The organism is Pseudoalteromonas sp. PSi26 (assembly GCF_054960575.1).
The window spans coordinates 63,189-80,221 of record NZ_JBHNYT010000017.1; the positions used below are offsets into that span (position 1 = coordinate 63,189).

A 17,033-nucleotide genomic window follows, 5' to 3' on the forward strand; every position below is an offset into this window, starting at 1 on the left:
TTAAAGCGTTTGCTCCAAAATGCGAACAACTAATTGCTCAAAACTTGCCCCATTTGCTTTAGCTGCCATAGGCACTAATGATTTTTCTGTCATTCCGGGTACAGTATTAACCTCTAATAAATAAAAGTTGCCTTGCTCATCTTGCATTGCATCTACGCGGCCCCAGCCGCTTGCGCCAACTAAGTCAAACGCTTCTAACGACATAGCCTGTAATTGCTGCGTATCGTGCGCCGATAAATTGGCTGGGCAATGATACTGCGTAGTATTTGATTGATACTTTGCCTGATAATCGTAAAAGCCATTTGGCGTTGTCATTTCAATTACTGGCTGTACTTCATCACCTAAAACAGTCACTGTAAATTCACGACCCGTTATCCACTGCTCAACCAACACTTGGCTATCAAACTTAAATGCATTAATTAATGCATCTTCAAGTTCTTGCGCAGTAGTTGCTTGTGCCATACCAATGCTCGACCCTTCATGAGAAGGCTTAACCATCACTTTTTTAAATTCAGCCATGATAGCGTGTGCATCAAAACCTTTTTTAGCATCTACAACGGCATAAGGCGCGGTGCTTAAGCCTGCTGATTTAAACAAGTGCTTACAACGAACTTTATCCATTGCCAGCGCTGAACCCAGTACGTTACTGCCGGTGTAAGGTAAGTTCATAAACTCTAATGCACCTTGAACAGTTCCGTCCTCACCACCTCGGCCATGTAATGCAATAAAAACACGATCTACATTTAACTCTTTGAGTTCCCACAATGACCGGTTTTGAGGATCGAATGCAATCGCATCTACACCGCAATTTTGTAATGCATTAAAAACAGCCTGACCCGACTTTAATGACACTTCACGCTCTGCTGAGTTACCACCAAGCATTACCGCTACTTTACCAAATTGTGCATTTACTTGGGTCATACTTCACCTTGTTTTAATTTTTCTATCGACATGCCTGTTGCTGCTAACGTTTTTACTAACTGACCTATATTACCCGCACCTTGGGTCAATACTAAGTCATTATTTTGCAAGTTATCTGCTAATACACCCGCAAGCTCTTTACTTGATGCTACATGCAATGGCTCTTTGCCACGTTGACGAAGGCTTCGGCATAAACTTTTACTATCAGCGCCCACTATAGGCTCTTCGCCTGCGCCATAAACATCTAATAATAAAAGCTGATCTACATCGGCAAGTACTTTTACAAAGTCTTCATATAAATCACGAGTACGACTATAACGATGCGGCTGATAAATCATTACTAAGCGTTTATCGGGCCACCCCTCGCGAACTGCTGCAATAGTTGCTGCAACCTCTGAAGGGTGATGACCATAATCATCCACTAACATTATATTGCCGCGTTCGTTTTCAAATTCGCCGTAGTGTTGAAAACGACGGCCAATACCTTCAAACTTTTGTAATGCTTCTAAAATTGCTTGGTTAGCAATATTTTGATCTTTTGCTACTGCAATCGCTGCTGTCGCATTTAATGCGTTATGTTTACCTGGCATATTTAGCGTTGCCGTTAAACACTCACCTTGTTTATTGGTTACCGTAAACGTACACGTATTAGCTGACTGGCTAAAATCACTCATGCGATAATCAGCCGTTGGCGACTCGCCATACGTAATAATAGGACGCCCAAAACGAGGAATTAGTTCGGCGGCTACCTCAGAGTCGATACACACAACAGCCAGACCATAAAACGGCAGGTTATGTATAAAATCGACATAAGTGTCTTTCATTTTTTCAAGGCTGCCACCGTATGTATCCATGTGATCTTCTTCAATATTAGTGATCACCGATACCATAGGTTGTAAGTGTAAAAACGACGCATCACTCTCATCTGCTTCTGCAATTAAAAAATCGCTTTTACCAACCTTTGCATTACTACCTGCACTATTTAATAAACCACCAATAATAAAGGTTGGATCGAGCCCAGCTTGGGCATAAATGCTAGCAATTAAACTCGTTGTTGTTGTTTTGCCATGAGTGCCAGCAATGGCAATGCCATGGCGAAAACGCATTAATTCAGCTAGCATTTCAGCACGACGTACAACAGGAATTCTTGCAGCTTTTGCGGCAATTATTTCAGGGTTAGTTTCGTCAATAGCACTTGAAACTACCACCACATTGGCATCTTTTACGTTGTTTTCGTGATGACCAATGAATACTTCTGCACCCGCTTTAATCAAGCGATCCGTCATCGCACTATGCGCAATATCAGAACCTGTAATACGGTAACCTTCAAAAGCGAGCACTTCGGCAATACCACCCATACCCGCTCCACCGATACCAATAAAGTGAATGGTTTCTATTCGACGCATTGCAGGTCGTATACTTTTGTTTTGTACTGATGCTTCTTTCACTTACACTCTCTTATTTGATACTTGCTCACAGTGCGCGGCTACGCTTGCTGTGGCATCTAAAATGGCTTGTTTTTTTGCGTTATTAGCCATTTTATTAATTAAACTAGGGTTTACTAAGTAAGGGGTTAATAGCGCAACAATCGATTGCTCATTAAATACACTTTGCTGCATGAGTAACGCTCCATCTGCCTCAACCAAATATTGGGCGTTAGCCGTTTGATGGTCGTCAACTGCATGAGGAAACGGCACAAACACAGCCATTTTTCCCGCTGCTGCAATTTCACTTACCGTTAGCGCACCAGCTCGGCAGATAACAATATCAGCCCAAGCATACGCTGCATCCATGTCATCGATAAATTCCGCAACTTTTACATTATCGCTTTCAAACATGTGCGTTTTGTAGGCTTGCTCAACGCTGTTTAAATGTCCTTTACCTGTCTGGTGCCATACATTTATTGCACTGGTTTTGTTAAGCGCTTTAAATGCAGCTGGAAGTGTTTGGTTAAGTACCTGAGCCCCTAACGACCCTCCGACAACCAACATATTAATCGGTGTTGAAACGTCACGCGTTGCTATGTCTATTACACTTTGACGAACTGGATTGCCGACAAGTTCAGCTTGTCCTGCATCAAAAGCGCTTGGAAAAGCCGCTAAAACGCGATTAGCAAATCGTGAAAGCCATCGGTTGCTCATTCCAGCAACCGCATTCTGTTCATGAATAACCAACGGAATACCTAAACTTTTTGCAGCAATACCTGTTGGTCCAGTTACGTATCCTCCCATGGCAAGAACAACATCTGGACGTTGATTTTTCAATACCTTACGCGCTTGCAATATTGCATTAATAACCATGAATGGCGCTTTAACAAGGCGTTTTAATCCGTTGCCACGCACACCTTTTACATTAATAAAATCAATTTCTATATTGTGCTTAGGAACAACGCTTGCTTCCATTCTATCGGGTGTGCCAATCCAAGTAACTTGCCACCCCTGTGCTTTTAAGTAATCAGCAACTGCAATACCTGGAAATATATGCCCGCCAGTTCCACCAGCGACTACAACACACTTTTTACTCATCGTTTACCTCCGCCTGAGGTCGCTTGCTTAGTTGCCATTTTAGTTTCAAAATCAACGCGTAATAATATTCCAGTTGCTATGGTCATAATCATCAAACTAGAACCACCATAAGAAATAAACGGTAATGTAAGACCTTTAGTCGGTAAAATCCCCGCACTTGCCCCTACATTAACCATGGTTTGAAACGCAAACCAAATACCTATTGCAAAGGCAAAATAGCCTTCGTATTCTTTACCGCACTTTAAGGCTTGCTGGCCAATTAATAATGCTCTAAATACTAAAGTGGCGAGCACCATTAAAATGCTTACCACGCCAACTAAACCAAGCTCTTCGCCAATAACCGCAAAAATAAAATCATTGTGTGCTTCAGGAAGGTATTGCAACTTTTGCACACTATTACCTAACCCTTGGCCAAACCATCCACCTTGGCTGTATGCCATTAACGATTGAACGAGCTGGTACCCTTTTCCGAATGGGTCATCCCAAGGGTCTAAAAAGCCAACAACACGCGCCATGCGATAAGGCTCAACAATAATCAACAAAACAACCAAGCCAATCCCGGTTAAAATAAGGACAAAAAACTGCCATAGTTTTGCGCCCGCTAAAAACAATAAGCCAACTGTTGTTACAAACATAACAACTACGGTGCCCAAGTCAGGCTGCAACAAAATAAGCAATGCATACACGGCAAACACTGCAATAGGCTTTGCAAAGCCTTTAATGTTCTCTTGTACTTCTTCACGCTTTCGGACCAAGTAACCTGCTATGTAACTAAAAAAGTACAATTTAGCGGCTTCAGCCACCTGAAAACCAATGGGTCCAATTGGGATCCAACGCTTGGCACCATTAACCTCGCGGCCAATAATTAATACAGCAATGAGCAATACCATGCCCAGTATCAATAAGTATGCATTTGAACGTTTCCACCAATCCATTGGTACACAAACCGTGATCCAAAAAAGTACAAACGCAACGGCCAAAAACATCCCGTGACGAATAGCAATATGATGTGAGTTATCAAAAAGGCGCTCTGCCGTTGGCATAGACGCACTCATCACCATAATAAAGCCAACACCAATTAGCATTAGCATTGAATAAAGCAAAGGCACATCATAAAGCTGCGGCGAGGGTTTTGGTGTTAATGTGTCTTTTATTTGTGCAAGCGCAATCATATGTTATCCGCCAAAACACACTTAACAAAGTCATCACCACGTTGCATATAGTTGTTATACATATCAATGCTTGCACATGCTGGCGCTAATAAAACTACATTACCCGGCGAACTAAGCTGCTTAGCTAAATTAACCGCCTCACTCATGTTATTTGTTAAATGGCTTTTGCTGGTCAGAGCCACTAACTTTTTTGCATCTTTACCAAAACAGATCAGCGCTTTTACATGCTTTTGTAAGTAAGGTTTAAGCGGGTTTAAATCAGCGCCTTTTGCATCGCCTCCCGCTATCACAATTAAGTTTTGAGTTTCTGTGGCCAAACTGTCTATGGCTGCTATGGTAGCGCCTACGTTTGTTGCCTTTGAATCGTTAAAGTATTTAACGCCATGTTGCCGAGTAACAAATTGGCAGCGATGAGCCAATCCGTTAAACCCGTTCAGTGCCTTTGTATAAGCCTCTTTACTAATATTAAAGGGGCTTAGTAACGCCATAACCGCAAGCGTATTTAAATAATTGTGCTTACCTACAACAGCCAGTGTATCAACAGGTAAAAACGCTTCATTGTTAGCGAAAAAATACGTACTGCTATTATGCTGCCCTAAATAATATTTACCCTGTTGAGTACCAAAACCAATTTTAGCCGTAGCACTGCTAACGGACGGATGCGTTTGTTTGTCATCTTCATTTACAACAATACATTGTGTTCCGTTGTAAATAGATAGCTTTGAGTCTATATATGCTTGGTAGCTATCGTAACGATCTAAATGATCTTCAGATACATTTAACACCGTGGCACTCACCGATTTTAAGCTTGTTGTGGTATCTAATTGAAAGCTCGAAAGCTCAAGCACATAAACATCAAAGTCGTCATTGAGTAAATCAAGTACTGCGGTACCAATATTGCCGCCAAGTGCCACATTAAAGCCAGCCGCTTTTAACACGTCATAGGCTAAAGTCACTACGGTTGATTTACCATTTGAGCCAGTCACTGCCACTACAGGTTTAGTATTAATGCGCGCAAATAACTCAACATCACCTATTAATTCAACACCCGAATTAATAGCACTCGCAATGGCAGGCGTTTTAAGGCTTAACCCAGGGCTTACAATAATCATATCACTGCTATTAAGCCCAGCAGCATCTAAGCTGCCAAAGTGTGTATTTAAACTAGGCGCATGACTGCTCAGCCATTCAATCCCTGGGGGATTTGCTCGGCTGTCGACAACCTTTGGCGTTAAACCGTGAGATAGTAAAAAACGCACAATGCCCAGACCGGTTACACCGAGTCCGAGCACTGTTATTTGTTTATTCTTTATCTCGTTTAAATATTGCATTTATCTTATCTTTAATGTCGCAAGGCCTGCGAGAACCAACACAATAGATATAATCCAAAAACGCACAATGACGCGCGGCTCTGGCCAACCTTTTAATTCGTAATGATGGTGAATAGGCGCCATTCTAAATATTCGTTGCCCACGTAACTTATACGAGCCCACTTGTAAAATCACTGACAACGCCTCCATAACAAAGACACCGCCCATGATAATCAGTAGAAGTTCTTGACGAACCAGCACAGCAATAATCCCCAGCGCTCCACCTAATGCTAATGAGCCTACATCACCCATGAATACTTGCGCCGGGTAAGTGTTAAACCATAAAAACCCAAGCCCTGCACCAACAATGGCAGTACATACAACCACAAGCTCACTGGCTAATGGCAAATGCGGAATATGTAAATAAGCAGAAAAATTAATATTACCTGTTAAGTAAGCAATTATGGCAAGTGCCGCTGCGACTAAAATAGTCGGTACAATAGCGAGGCCATCTAAGCCATCAGTCAGGTTTACAGCATTTGATGTTCCAACTAATGCAAAATAGGTAATAACAATGTAAAACAAGCCTAACTGCGGTAAAACATCTTTAAAAAACGGCACAACTAAAGACGTTTCTGCAGCTTGAGTACTTGTAAAGTACAATGCAGTTGCAACCACAAGTGCAATTACTGACTGCCAAAAGTACTTCCATTTCGCTATAAGCCCTTTTGGATCTTTACGGATGACTTTGCGGTAATCATCGATAAAGCCGACAATTCCCAGTGAGCCAATTACAAATAACGTTGCCCACACATACTTATTAGAGAGATCTGCCCACAATAAGGTACTTGTAAAAATTGCCGCTAAAATAAGCAGACCACCCATAGTTGGCGTACCCGATTTTGATAAGTGTGATTGTGGACCATCATCGCGTACTGTTTGCCCAATTTGCATTTTTTGCAAGCCACGAATTAGCTTTGGCCCTAAATACAGAGACATAATGAGCGCAGTTAAAATCCCCAAAATAGCGCGCAGCGTTAGATACGAAAAAACATTAAAACCACTAAAATACTGTGTTAAATACTCAGCCAGCCAAACTAACATTATGATACTCCATTGATGGCTTGTTGCTGGCCATTAACTAAATCGGTTACTAATAATTCCATGCGAGAACTGCGTGATCCTTTCACGACAATGGTCGTTTTTTTATTTACTTGATTAATTGTGGCTTGAATTTGTTGCTGCATCTGATCGCGGTTTGAGAAGTGGCGATTAGGCAGCGCAAATACATCGCTGGCACACTTACTCAACACACCTAGCGTAAATAGCTCATTAATGCCTTTTTCAAGCGCATATTCGCCAACTTCTTGATGGTATTTACGTGCGTCTTCACCAAGCTCACCCATATCACCCAGCGCTAAAATACGATGCCCTTGCATATCACTCAGTAAGTCAATGGCAGCCTTAACCGATTTAACATTGGCATTGTAAGTATCATCAACCACGGTGAGCATGTCAGACACTTCTATTAAGTTTACGCGCCCTTTTACATCGCCCATCGTCGCTAACGCATGGGCAATATCATCTAAAGTGACATCAAGCTCGCTTGTTAGTGCAGCTGCAATAAGTGCATTGCTAATATTATGTTTACCCGGTAATGCGAGAGTCACAGGTACTTTTTTTTGTTTTGTACACAACGTAAAGCTTGCACGTGCATTAGCATCTAAGCTTATATCTTCAGCCCAAATATCGAGTTTTTCAGAGGTTGAAAAGCGCTTTATGTTGCGCCCTTCAAGTTTATCTAGCCAATATTGACTAAACTCACTGTCGCAATTAATTATTGCTACGCCATTTTCTTTAAGGCCATCAAAAATTTCGCCTTTTGCTTTGGCCACGCCCATCAAGCTACCAAAACCTTCTAAGTGGGCTGGTGCTACATTACACACTACCGCTACATCAGGTTTAGCCATTGCCGTTGTGTATGCAATTTCACCTAAATGATTTGCACCCAGCTCTATTACTGCAAAACGGTGTTGTGGCTCTAAACGCAACAACGTTAGCGGTACGCCAATATCGTTATTAAAATTACCTTTGGTTGCCAGCACATCGCCATGCACAGATAAAATAGCCGCGCACATTTCTTTTACGGTGGTTTTACCCACACTGCCCGTAATAGCAATTGTTTTAGGTGCCACTTGCGCCATAACAGCGGTGCCAATAACCCCTAATGCAATACGTGTGTCTTTTACTACAAACTGGGCAATATCAACATCGACTTGATGATCGACAATAACGCCTATCGCGCCTTTTTGTTTTGCCTCTGCTATAAATTTATGACCATCAAAATTTGGCCCTTTAAGTGCTAAAAACACTTCACCTTCGCATACTGTGCGAGTATCCGTATTTATGTTGAGCACTTGCTGATTATCACCTTGATAATCAGTTGTTAGCACATTGGCTAACCAATCAAAATCCATCGGGATCATGTTTGAGTCCCTCTACTTGTTTTTATTAGTTGTTTTTGTACAAATTGACGATCGCAAAAGTCGATACGTTCATTGCCTATAATTTGATAATTTTCATGGCCTTTACCGGCAATTAAAACCACTTCATTAGAAGCTGCATTATTAATTGCATAACTAATTGCTGACGCTCTATCAGCTTCTAAATGTGCGCTTTGAGGTGCAGCTAAACCTGCAGCTACCTCTGCAATAATCACATTTGGATCTTCTGAGCGTGGGTTATCGCTGGTAATAATCACTTTGTTAGCATTTTTTTCAGCAGCCTGCGCCATCAAAACTCGCTTGCCTTTATCTCTATCACCACCACAACCAAACACGCAGCTAACACCACCTGGCACATGTTTTTGCAACGCTTGTAGTGCCAAAGCCAGTGCTTCTGGCGTATGTGCATAATCCACTACACAGGTTGGTTTACCCACAGCACTAAATGCCTGCATCCGCCCTGCTACTGGCTGAAGTTGTAAACAACCTGCAATAAGTTGCTCTAGGGGGTAACCTAAACCCAATAACGTGGCTAAAGCAGCCGTTAAGTTATAAAGGTTAAATTCACCAAACAACGGTGATTTTACCTTAATATCACCCCAGCTTGTAGATAATTGCGCCGAAATACCTTCAATCGAATAATCAACATCTGAAAAATACACATACTGTGCATTTTTAGGTGCTAAATTTTTTCGTCCGTAGCAAATTAAATGATTAAAATCGTATTTTTCAAGCCACTGCTCTGCTAAGCTGTCGTCTTGATTTAGTACGACAAGCTGTGGATCAAAATCGCGAAATAGCATGAGCTTTGCATCACCATAACTTGCCATATCGCCATGGTAATCTAGGTGATCGCGCGAAAGGTTAGTAAACACAGCGGCTTTAAACAGACACCGTTCAACACGATGCTGCACAAGGCCATGCGACGATACTTCCATTGCCACCAGTTTTTTATCCGCTTGATGTAAATCACTTAAGATGTGTTGTAAATCGACTGCTGAAGGCGTGGTGTTTATCAGCGGCGTTAAATTATCTGGATGACCAAAACCTAGCGTACCAATAATTGCTGACTGCGTATTACAGTACTGCGCTAGATGAGCAATCATAGCCGTGGTGGTAGATTTACCGTTTGTACCAGTTACTCCAATTAAATCAAGGTTATGACTAGGCTGGTTGTAAAATCGACTTGCAAATTCAGCCAGTTTTTTATTAAGCTCTGACACTAAGTAAAGCGAGTCAAATTCAACTTCAAACTCGCAAAGTCTATCGGCAATAACTGCCACAGCACCGTTTTCTATTGCTTTAGCTATAAACTGCCCGCCATCTAAATCATGGCCTTTTATTGCTACAAATACATCGCCTGGGTTAACGTCTCGGCTATCTAATCGCAAATGATTAACTAGCTGCGAGGGTGCATCTATTTCGATATATTTTAAAATGGTTTTTAAATCACGCATCATTCTTTTTACCTTTTACGTACGCAACTTCTTCCTTGTCGGGTGCGACGTTTAATATTCTTAATGCGTTAGAAACGATTTCTGCAAATGCAGGGCCTGCAGTGGCACCTCCATAGTACACATCACCGCCAGGTTCATTGATCATTACTACCACAGCTAAACGCGGATTACTTGCTGGCGCCACGCCCGCAAAATAACCAACATATTCATCACCGTAACCACCTACTGCGGCTTTTTTAGAAGTCCCCGTTTTACCTGCTGCACGGTAACCATCAACTTTAACGTTATGTGCAGTGCCACCACTTTCAAATACGCTCTCCATCATGTTTACTACCGCTTCAACATCTTGCTGTTGAAAAACACGATCCCCTTCAGGGATGGAATCTTGCTTTAGTACAGTGAGCGGCCTATTAACCCCCCCTGCACCTAACATGGCATAAAAGCGAGCCATTTGCGCAGTACTAACAGCAATATTGTAACCAAATGACAATGCAGCAATTTCGTGATCAGACCAACGACGATTGGGGTAAAATAAACCACTGCTTTCACCTACCATACCGGTGCCTGAATCAGATCCAAACCCAACCTTTTGGAATAAACCTACCAGGTAGTCTTTTGGAACCAACTGAGTAACCTTAGTCACCCCCATATTTGACGAATATTTTAGTATTTCTCGTAGTGACATTTCACCATGGTTACGCGTATCTTGGACTAAACTTCCCCCTAAACGCATCCAACCTGGGTAGGTGTCAATTTGTTCATCGGCTTGAATTGCGCCGTAGTCTAGCCCAGCTAAAATGGCCAGTGGCTTAACGGTTGAACCCGGTTCGAACAAATCAGTAATAGCGCGATTTCTGCGTTTATGGGGAGCCGCATCGGTTAGATTATTTGGATTAAAAGACGGGCTATTAACCATTGCTAGTACTTCACCGGTTTTAACATCAACCACCATGGCTGAACCCGATGTAGCCTTATAAGATAAAACAGCTGACTTTACAGCTTTATAGGCAATTGCCTGAATACGTTGATCAATACTTAGTTGAATACTTTCAGGCTCTACTCGTTCTCGCTCATCTAACACTTGCACTTCACGGCCTTGGGCGTCTTTTCTTATAGTTCGACGACCTTCTTCGCCGGTTAAAGCGTTTTCGTAGAGCTTTTCAATGCCTTCAATGCCTTTACCATCGATGTTGGTAAAACCAATAATATGCGCGGTCACTTCGCCAGCCGGATAGTAACGCTTAGACTCATCCAATAAATGAATACCAGGAAGATGCAAGCCACCAATATATTCAGCTACTGCAGGGGTTACTTGGCGTTTTAAATAAACAAAACGACGACTCGGATCATTTAAAAGTCGGGAGTTAATTTTTGCCTGATCAATACGTAATACATCAGCTAATTCACGCCAACGTAAATCGTTTTTGTAATACTGTGTGGTGCGTTTGTTTAGCTCTACTGCATTATCTAACAGCGCTTGTTTGTCTTCACCATTTTTTCGCGCTTGCCTAACAACTTTAGATACCAGTGATTTATGTAAAGCTTTAGGGTCAGCATACACACTCACAACGGGTACACTGACCGCGAGCTCTTTGCCATTGCGGTCAAAGATCATTCCACGTTGCACATGAAGTTTTTCGACGCGTACTGTACGTTTGTCACTTTCCGAACGTGCTTTATCAGGTTCAATTACTTGTAAATAGGCGGCACGAGACACAAGCGTCACAAACACCAAAAACACAACCGAACACACCAGCATAAAGCGCCATGTGATTAAGTTGTTAACTGGTTTTTTGCCTCGATTTCTCATTTTACTATAATTACCTGTTCATCCTGACTCGTCGGTCTTTTCATTTTTAATTGCGATGTTGCAACTTCTTCAATACGCGCATGCTGAGAGTAAAACTCCTCCTCAACTAGTAAGTATCGCCACTCTAAATCAAGCTCATCACGCTCTTGAAGTAGTTTATCTTGTTCAATTAATTGCCCACGCGCTAAATGCGTAACTTGCACTACACTAAAGCAAGAAACAAATATCGTAACCAACAAGGCCAAGGTGAGCTTATTAGCACCAAGGCCTTTAATTATTTCGAAAAATAAATTGGGAGGTTGACGATGATTTGCTTTTGTATTCATCCCAACCTCTGAGCAATCCTAAGTACAGAGCTTCGTGAACGCGGATTTCGCGCAACTTCTTCAGTGCTTGGTTTAATAGCTTTACCCACTGCTTTTAACGTCAGGTTTTGATTTATTTGTGCATCGGTTAAAGGCAGACCTCTGGGTAATGCTTCTCCCTTACTCTGTTTTCTAATAAATTGTTTTACTATGCGATCTTCAAGTGAATGAAACGAAATAACCACTAAGCGACCGCCCGGCTTTAATACTTTTACGGCCGATTGCAGCGCCGTTTGTATTTCTTCAAGTTCGCTGTTTATATAAATACGAATAGCCTGAAAAGTGCGTGTTGCAGGGTGTTTAAACTTATCTTTCACTGGTACGGCTTCATCAACTAAATCAGCAAGCTGCTTAGTTGTTGTAATGGGTGTGTGCTCTCGAGTTTCTAAAATTTTATGTGCAATACGCTTACCGAACTTTTCTTCACCCAACTTTTTAATTACGTGGGTGATATCATCTAACTCAGCTTCTGCCAACCACTGAGCAGCACTTCGGCCGCTTGTTGGATCCATGCGCATATCAAGCGGGCCATCTTTCATAAAACTAAAACCGCGCTCAGCATCATCAAGTTGTGGAGATGACACACCAATATCTAATAAAATGCCATCCACTTTACCAATGAGATCGTTTTGCTCAGCTACATCGTATAATTTTGAAAATCGAGTGTGTGCTATAGCAAAACGGGAGTCATCGGCAAATTTTTCAGCCGACTTTATAGCCTGTGGATCTTGGTCTATTGCTTGTAAGCGTCCTGCGTCGCCTAAACGAGCAAGTATTTGACCTGAATGACCGCCTCGTCCAAATGTGCCATCCATATATATGCCGTCTGGCTTAATTGCTAGGGCATCAATGGTTTCGTCCATCAAAACAGATACGTGTTCAAATTGCGCTGTCATTAGCTATTGTTTGCCTTTTTTTGTGCCGTTAAAGTGTAAAGTTATCTAAATCTGAATTAGGCTCAAAATCACCTAACCTCTCAAGCTCAGTGTCTTGGCGCATTTGCTCGTTCCAACGCGCTTCATCCCAGATTTCAAATTTATTCATTAACCCAACTAGCATTATTTTTTTACCAAGGTCTGCATGCGCACGTAACGACGGCGCTAACAAAATCCGACCATTTTTATCAAGTTGATACTCTGTCGCATTGCCTAACAACATGCGTTGCATTCGACGGGCGCGTGGATTCATATTGGAAATTTTAGCTAAGCGACTTTCTATTTCTTGCCATTCAGCTAATGGATACAACCACAAGCAGGGCTCATTTAACGCGACGGTACAAATCACTGTTCCCTGATCTTCAGATAGCAGCGATTCTCGGTACTTGGTCGGCACCGCAAAACGTCCTTTATCATCCAAACTCAGTGAACTCGCGCCACGGAACATAATTAGCCTGCTTTAAATTATTTTAATCAGCTATTAATCTATGCTGATCCAGTTTGACCCACTAAAAACCACTTTTTACCACAGTGCTCCAGTTTAGGGCTTGACAAGCCTTTTTGTCAAGTAAGCTGACCTCCTTTAACGAGTCTCTAAGCTAGAAAAAATAAGGGTTCAGGCGAAGCAGTTGAATTACGTGGGAAAAAGTGGAGATACAAACAAAAAAATATTTTTATCCATTTTAATAACTTTTTGTTTACATGGTTTGATTACTGAATAAACAGTGAATAATTACAATTTTTTAGCGGGCTTTACTCGCTTTGTAATATTTACTTAGATCGGCAGTAAGAGTTACTACATCGTTTTTATTATATGTTAAAAACGATTCAACAAAAAAACATTATAACTTATAAAATCAATTGGTTATATAAATATCACAGTCTGGTTTAATTGTTGCTTCAGTTAATGCACTACTTAAATACTTTTACTCATTAAGGATTGATTATGGCTACTGCTACGACGACTAAACAAAATACGACTACAGATATTAAGTCTGACACTAAAGCACAAACGACTGATGCCCCACTGACAGAAAAAGCAACATCAGCTGCTCACGATGCGGTTGACGCACTGTCTACAAAAGCAGCAACAGCTGAAAGTAGTGTGAGAAAAGGCGCATCTAGTTCTGCTGAGGCACTTAGCGAAAAACAATTGATTGCTCGCGAAAAGCTGAGTGAGTGCACAGCTAAAACACGTGCCTTCGCATCTGAAAATCCTCTAGCTACAGCAGGGATTGCATTTGCAGCGGGTATGTTAATTACTTCATTGTTCCGTCGTAAGTAAAACCTGATGGAAAATTTCCACTCGAGCACAACCAAGGATGGTACAGCGCAAAACCAAACGACTGATCAACAGTACCAAAAGGATGATTGGCAAGATCATATTGCAAAACTCTTAACGTATTCAAAACAGCTCAAGGATGATTATCACACTCAAGGAAAGATCACCCACCAGCTTGCAAAGGCTGAATGGCGCTTATCGTTAAGATCGCTTGCATTGATCTCTATATTTTTAGGCTGTTTTGCCAGTGGTTTGGTTTTGTTGTGGGCAGGCGTATTAGGCGCGGCAGGTTATGCGATATACGACCTATTTGGTTCTGTGTGGGTAAGTATTGCAACCATTACACTATTACAGATCGCGTGCTTATTTTGGCTATGGAAAAGCGTTGCGTATCTAAGCAACAAAATAGGCTTTAGCAAAACCCTTGAAAGCATTAAACAATTATTAAACTTACAAGGACATTAATATGTTAGTTGATATATTGATTAAAAACCCTGATGCAAACGTAAAAGCACTGACTAAGCAAATGGATTTACAAAGCGAGATTAAAAGACAACATAAAGCCGCTTTTGTATACCGATTAAAGCGTTTTGCAGCTAGTAAAGTAGGCTTAAGCAGCGCGTTTATAGCTGGCGTTGCCGTTCAGTCTGGTAAAAGTGAAACCAGCCTTATAAGAAAATACGGCTGGCTACTTAGGTTAATTGGTTAGCTGGTTAACTATGCCCTGCGATGTGCTTGCAAATAATTTATTTCTGGCCCTTTTGGTACAATCTGGGTGGGATTAATCATAGTGTGGCTAAAATAGTAATGCCGCTTGATATGATAGAAATCAACCGTATTTGCAACTCCCTCAACTTGGTACAAATCCCTTAAGTATCCACTCAACGAAGGGTAACTCTCAATTGTGCGCAAATTGCATTTAAAATGCCCTACATACACACAATCAAACCTAATTAACGTTGTAAATAAGCGCCAATCTGCTTCCGTAATTTTGTCACCCGCAAGGTAGCGTTTTTTACTCAGTATTTTTTCAACTTTGTCTAGAGCTGTAAACACATCGTCGAATGCTTGTTCGTAAGCGTGCGTTGTCGTTGCAAATCCAGCTCGGTAAACACCGTTATTAATATTTGGATAAACTAACGCATTAAGTTCATCGATTTCACTACGAAGTGATTCAGGGTAGTAATCGTCTTTATGACCTGTTATTTCATTAAACGCACTATTAAACATACGTATTATATCGGCAGATTCATTGCTAACTATCTTGTTTTGTTTTTTGTCCCACAAGACAGGAACAGTTACTCGTCCTGAGTAATTAGAATTATTTTTAGTATAAACTTGGTGTAAGTAATCACTAGCAAATAAGGCATCACCCGTGCTGTGGTTATTTTGATCAAACTCCCAGCCATTAGCCAACATGTCGGGGCTTACAACCGATACAGAAATAAGTTCATCAAGCTTTTTTAACGTACGAAAAATAAGTGTGCGGTGCGCCCAAGGGCACGCTAACGAAACATATAAATGATAACGCCCAGCCTCAGCTTTAAAACCACCTTCGCCAGTTTCACCTGCGCTACCGTCTGACGTGATCCAATTTCGTAATTGCGCTGCCTCACGCTCAAACTTTCCGTCGCTTGAATCTGTGTCATACCATTTATCTTGCCATTGACCATTAACAAGTAATCCCATTATTTGCTCCTCAAAAATTAAATAAGTGTGCCAAATTGACCATTTTGATAATCACGAACGGCTTGCTGTATTTCGGCTTGTGTTGTCATAACAAATGGCCCCATGTGTGCAATGGGTTGCTTGAGCGGATCACCCGCTAAAATTAATACACCGGCACCATGTTGCGTTGCTATATCAATATCGCTACCTGGCTCTAAAATTAGTAACTTACCCGCCTTGAATGTTTGATTATCTGGCGCGATAAGGGCTCCCGAATGTATGTAAATCATCACATTTTGTTGTTTTAAAGGAGCAAGCTTTAATTGCTTACCAGCAGGTAAACTTACATCGGCTAAAGCGGCATTTGCAGAGAGCTTTTGAATACTTGATGTTAATTCAACTGCTTCAAACTGCCATGAACCAGCAAGGGCAGTTAATGTAACACCGCTTTCATTTTTAAAGGTTGGAGCTGGGCTTTGCGTTGTATCTTGATAAATGGGATCGCGCATTTTGTGTTTGCTTGGCATATTGATCCAAATTTGAAAACCATGGAGTCCGTCTTTGGCATCAGGCAGAGGCATTTCGCTGTGGATCACTCCATTGCCTGTACTCATCCATTGCACATCGCCTGCTCTGATCGCTTTTTTATTACCCATTTGATCTTTGTGCTCAAATCCTCCTTTAATAATATAAGTAAACGTTTCCATACCTCGGTGGGGATGCGCAGGAAAACCGCCCATATAATCAGCTTCGTTATCTGACTTGAGCTCATCGATCATTAAAAACGGGTCAAGGTATTTACCATCGAATCCAGGGATACGGCTTATATTGACACCGTCACCATCTTGAGTTGCATAGGACGTTAATATTTTTGCTATATTCATTTTTAAATCACTATCTGAAATATTATCTATACTTATTTAAGCACTGATAAAACCAAACAACCATGTCTTTATATCGCGCTAATCATTCGTTTTTTTAGAATGATCTGATAGTAAAATATTTTTTCATAACAACTTATAAAATTTGGTTCTTTTATATTTTATTGACTACAATCACCATTAAATTTACTCAAAAAAGGGAC

At 41.3% G+C, this 17,033-nt stretch carries 17 protein-coding genes; 3 read left to right on the top strand and 14 right to left on the bottom strand.

Annotated features, from left to right (window positions below):
* The 12 genes from ACFI34_RS16370 to mraZ are packed head-to-tail and all read right to left on the bottom strand — an operon-like array spanning position 1 to position 13,447.
* Positions 1 to 921, bottom strand: a complete 921-nt coding sequence (locus tag ACFI34_RS16370) for a D-alanine--D-alanine ligase (RefSeq protein WP_462674255.1) — start codon at positions 919 to 921, stop codon at positions 1 to 3.
* Positions 918 to 2,369 (bottom strand): UDP-N-acetylmuramate--L-alanine ligase, encoded by a 1,452-nt coding sequence (gene murC, locus ACFI34_RS16375; RefSeq protein ID WP_008126805.1) that lies wholly within the window; start codon positions 2,367 to 2,369, stop codon positions 918 to 920. Before murC ends, ACFI34_RS16370 begins: the two co-directional genes overlap by 4 nt.
* Positions 2,370 to 3,446: an undecaprenyldiphospho-muramoylpentapeptide beta-N-acetylglucosaminyltransferase gene (gene murG, locus ACFI34_RS16380; protein ID WP_462674256.1), complete on the bottom strand. Its 1,077-nt coding sequence runs from the start codon at positions 3,444 to 3,446 to the stop codon at positions 2,370 to 2,372. It lies immediately after the preceding gene.
* The gene (ftsW, locus tag ACFI34_RS16385; RefSeq protein ID WP_006792144.1) at positions 3,443 to 4,618 is read right to left on the bottom strand and encodes a cell division protein FtsW; all 1,176 of its coding nucleotides are present in this window, start codon (positions 4,616 to 4,618) and stop codon (positions 3,443 to 3,445) included. Before ftsW ends, murG begins: the two co-directional genes overlap by 4 nt.
* The gene (gene murD, locus ACFI34_RS16390; protein ID WP_462674257.1) at positions 4,615 to 5,949 is read right to left on the bottom strand and encodes a UDP-N-acetylmuramoyl-L-alanine--D-glutamate ligase; all 1,335 of its coding nucleotides are present in this window, start codon (positions 5,947 to 5,949) and stop codon (positions 4,615 to 4,617) included. The genes ftsW and murD overlap by 4 nt, the downstream gene beginning before the upstream one ends.
* Positions 5,950 to 7,032, bottom strand: a complete 1,083-nt coding sequence (gene mraY / locus ACFI34_RS16395) for a phospho-N-acetylmuramoyl-pentapeptide-transferase (protein ID WP_006792142.1) — start codon at positions 7,030 to 7,032, stop codon at positions 5,950 to 5,952.
* Positions 7,032 to 8,414, bottom strand: a complete 1,383-nt coding sequence (locus tag ACFI34_RS16400; RefSeq protein ID WP_462674258.1) for a UDP-N-acetylmuramoyl-tripeptide--D-alanyl-D-alanine ligase — start codon at positions 8,412 to 8,414, stop codon at positions 7,032 to 7,034. Before ACFI34_RS16400 ends, mraY begins: the two co-directional genes overlap by 1 nt.
* On the bottom strand, positions 8,411 to 9,889 hold the full coding sequence (gene murE, locus ACFI34_RS16405; protein WP_462674267.1) for a UDP-N-acetylmuramoyl-L-alanyl-D-glutamate--2,6-diaminopimelate ligase: 1,479 nt from the start codon (positions 9,887 to 9,889) through the stop codon (positions 8,411 to 8,413). Before murE ends, ACFI34_RS16400 begins: the two co-directional genes overlap by 4 nt.
* Positions 9,882 to 11,699 carry a penicillin-binding transpeptidase domain-containing protein gene (locus ACFI34_RS16410; protein ID WP_462674259.1) on the bottom strand — a complete coding sequence of 606 codons (1,818 nt, stop codon included), beginning with the start codon at positions 11,697 to 11,699 and terminating at the stop codon, positions 9,882 to 9,884. Before ACFI34_RS16410 ends, murE begins: the two co-directional genes overlap by 8 nt.
* On the bottom strand, positions 11,696 to 12,025 hold the full coding sequence (gene ftsL / locus ACFI34_RS16415; RefSeq protein WP_462674260.1) for a cell division protein FtsL: 330 nt from the start codon (positions 12,023 to 12,025) through the stop codon (positions 11,696 to 11,698). The genes ACFI34_RS16410 and ftsL overlap by 4 nt, the downstream gene beginning before the upstream one ends.
* Positions 12,022 to 12,960: a 16S rRNA (cytosine(1402)-N(4))-methyltransferase RsmH gene (rsmH, locus tag ACFI34_RS16420; protein WP_010555681.1), complete on the bottom strand. Its 939-nt coding sequence runs from the start codon at positions 12,958 to 12,960 to the stop codon at positions 12,022 to 12,024. Before rsmH ends, ftsL begins: the two co-directional genes overlap by 4 nt.
* Positions 12,961 to 12,988: 28 nt before the next feature.
* Positions 12,989 to 13,447 (bottom strand): division/cell wall cluster transcriptional repressor MraZ, encoded by a 459-nt coding sequence (gene mraZ / locus ACFI34_RS16425; RefSeq protein ID WP_006792136.1) that lies wholly within the window; start codon positions 13,445 to 13,447, stop codon positions 12,989 to 12,991.
* 498 nt (positions 13,448 to 13,945) lie between these two features.
* On the opposite strand from mraZ, the gene ACFI34_RS16430 reads away from it, so the two are divergent.
* From ACFI34_RS16430 to ACFI34_RS16440, 3 genes are read left to right on the top strand one after another with little or no spacing between them, the layout of a single operon-like run.
* Positions 13,946 to 14,284, top strand: coding sequence for a hypothetical protein (locus tag ACFI34_RS16430; RefSeq protein WP_010555679.1), 339 nt, complete (start codon positions 13,946 to 13,948; stop codon positions 14,282 to 14,284).
* Positions 14,285 to 14,290: 6 nt separating this feature from the next.
* Positions 14,291 to 14,746, top strand: coding sequence for a hypothetical protein (locus tag ACFI34_RS16435; protein WP_462674261.1), 456 nt, complete (start codon positions 14,291 to 14,293; stop codon positions 14,744 to 14,746).
* A 1-nt stretch (position 14,747) separates the two neighbouring features.
* Complete coding sequence (locus ACFI34_RS16440; RefSeq protein WP_462674262.1) at positions 14,748 to 14,990, top strand: hypothetical protein; 243 nt, start codon at positions 14,748 to 14,750, stop codon at positions 14,988 to 14,990.
* Positions 14,991 to 14,998: 8 nt separating this feature from the next.
* Here ACFI34_RS16440 and ACFI34_RS16445 read toward each other — a convergent pair whose 3' ends face one another.
* Together ACFI34_RS16445 and ACFI34_RS16450 are read right to left on the bottom strand one after the other, a co-directional pair.
* The gene (locus tag ACFI34_RS16445; RefSeq protein WP_462674263.1) at positions 14,999 to 15,970 is read right to left on the bottom strand and encodes a glutathione S-transferase family protein; all 972 of its coding nucleotides are present in this window, start codon (positions 15,968 to 15,970) and stop codon (positions 14,999 to 15,001) included.
* A 17-nt stretch (positions 15,971 to 15,987) separates the two neighbouring features.
* Complete coding sequence (locus tag ACFI34_RS16450) at positions 15,988 to 16,833, bottom strand: pirin family protein (protein WP_462674264.1); 846 nt, start codon at positions 16,831 to 16,833, stop codon at positions 15,988 to 15,990.
* Between the last annotated feature and the right edge of the window lie 200 nt (positions 16,834 to 17,033).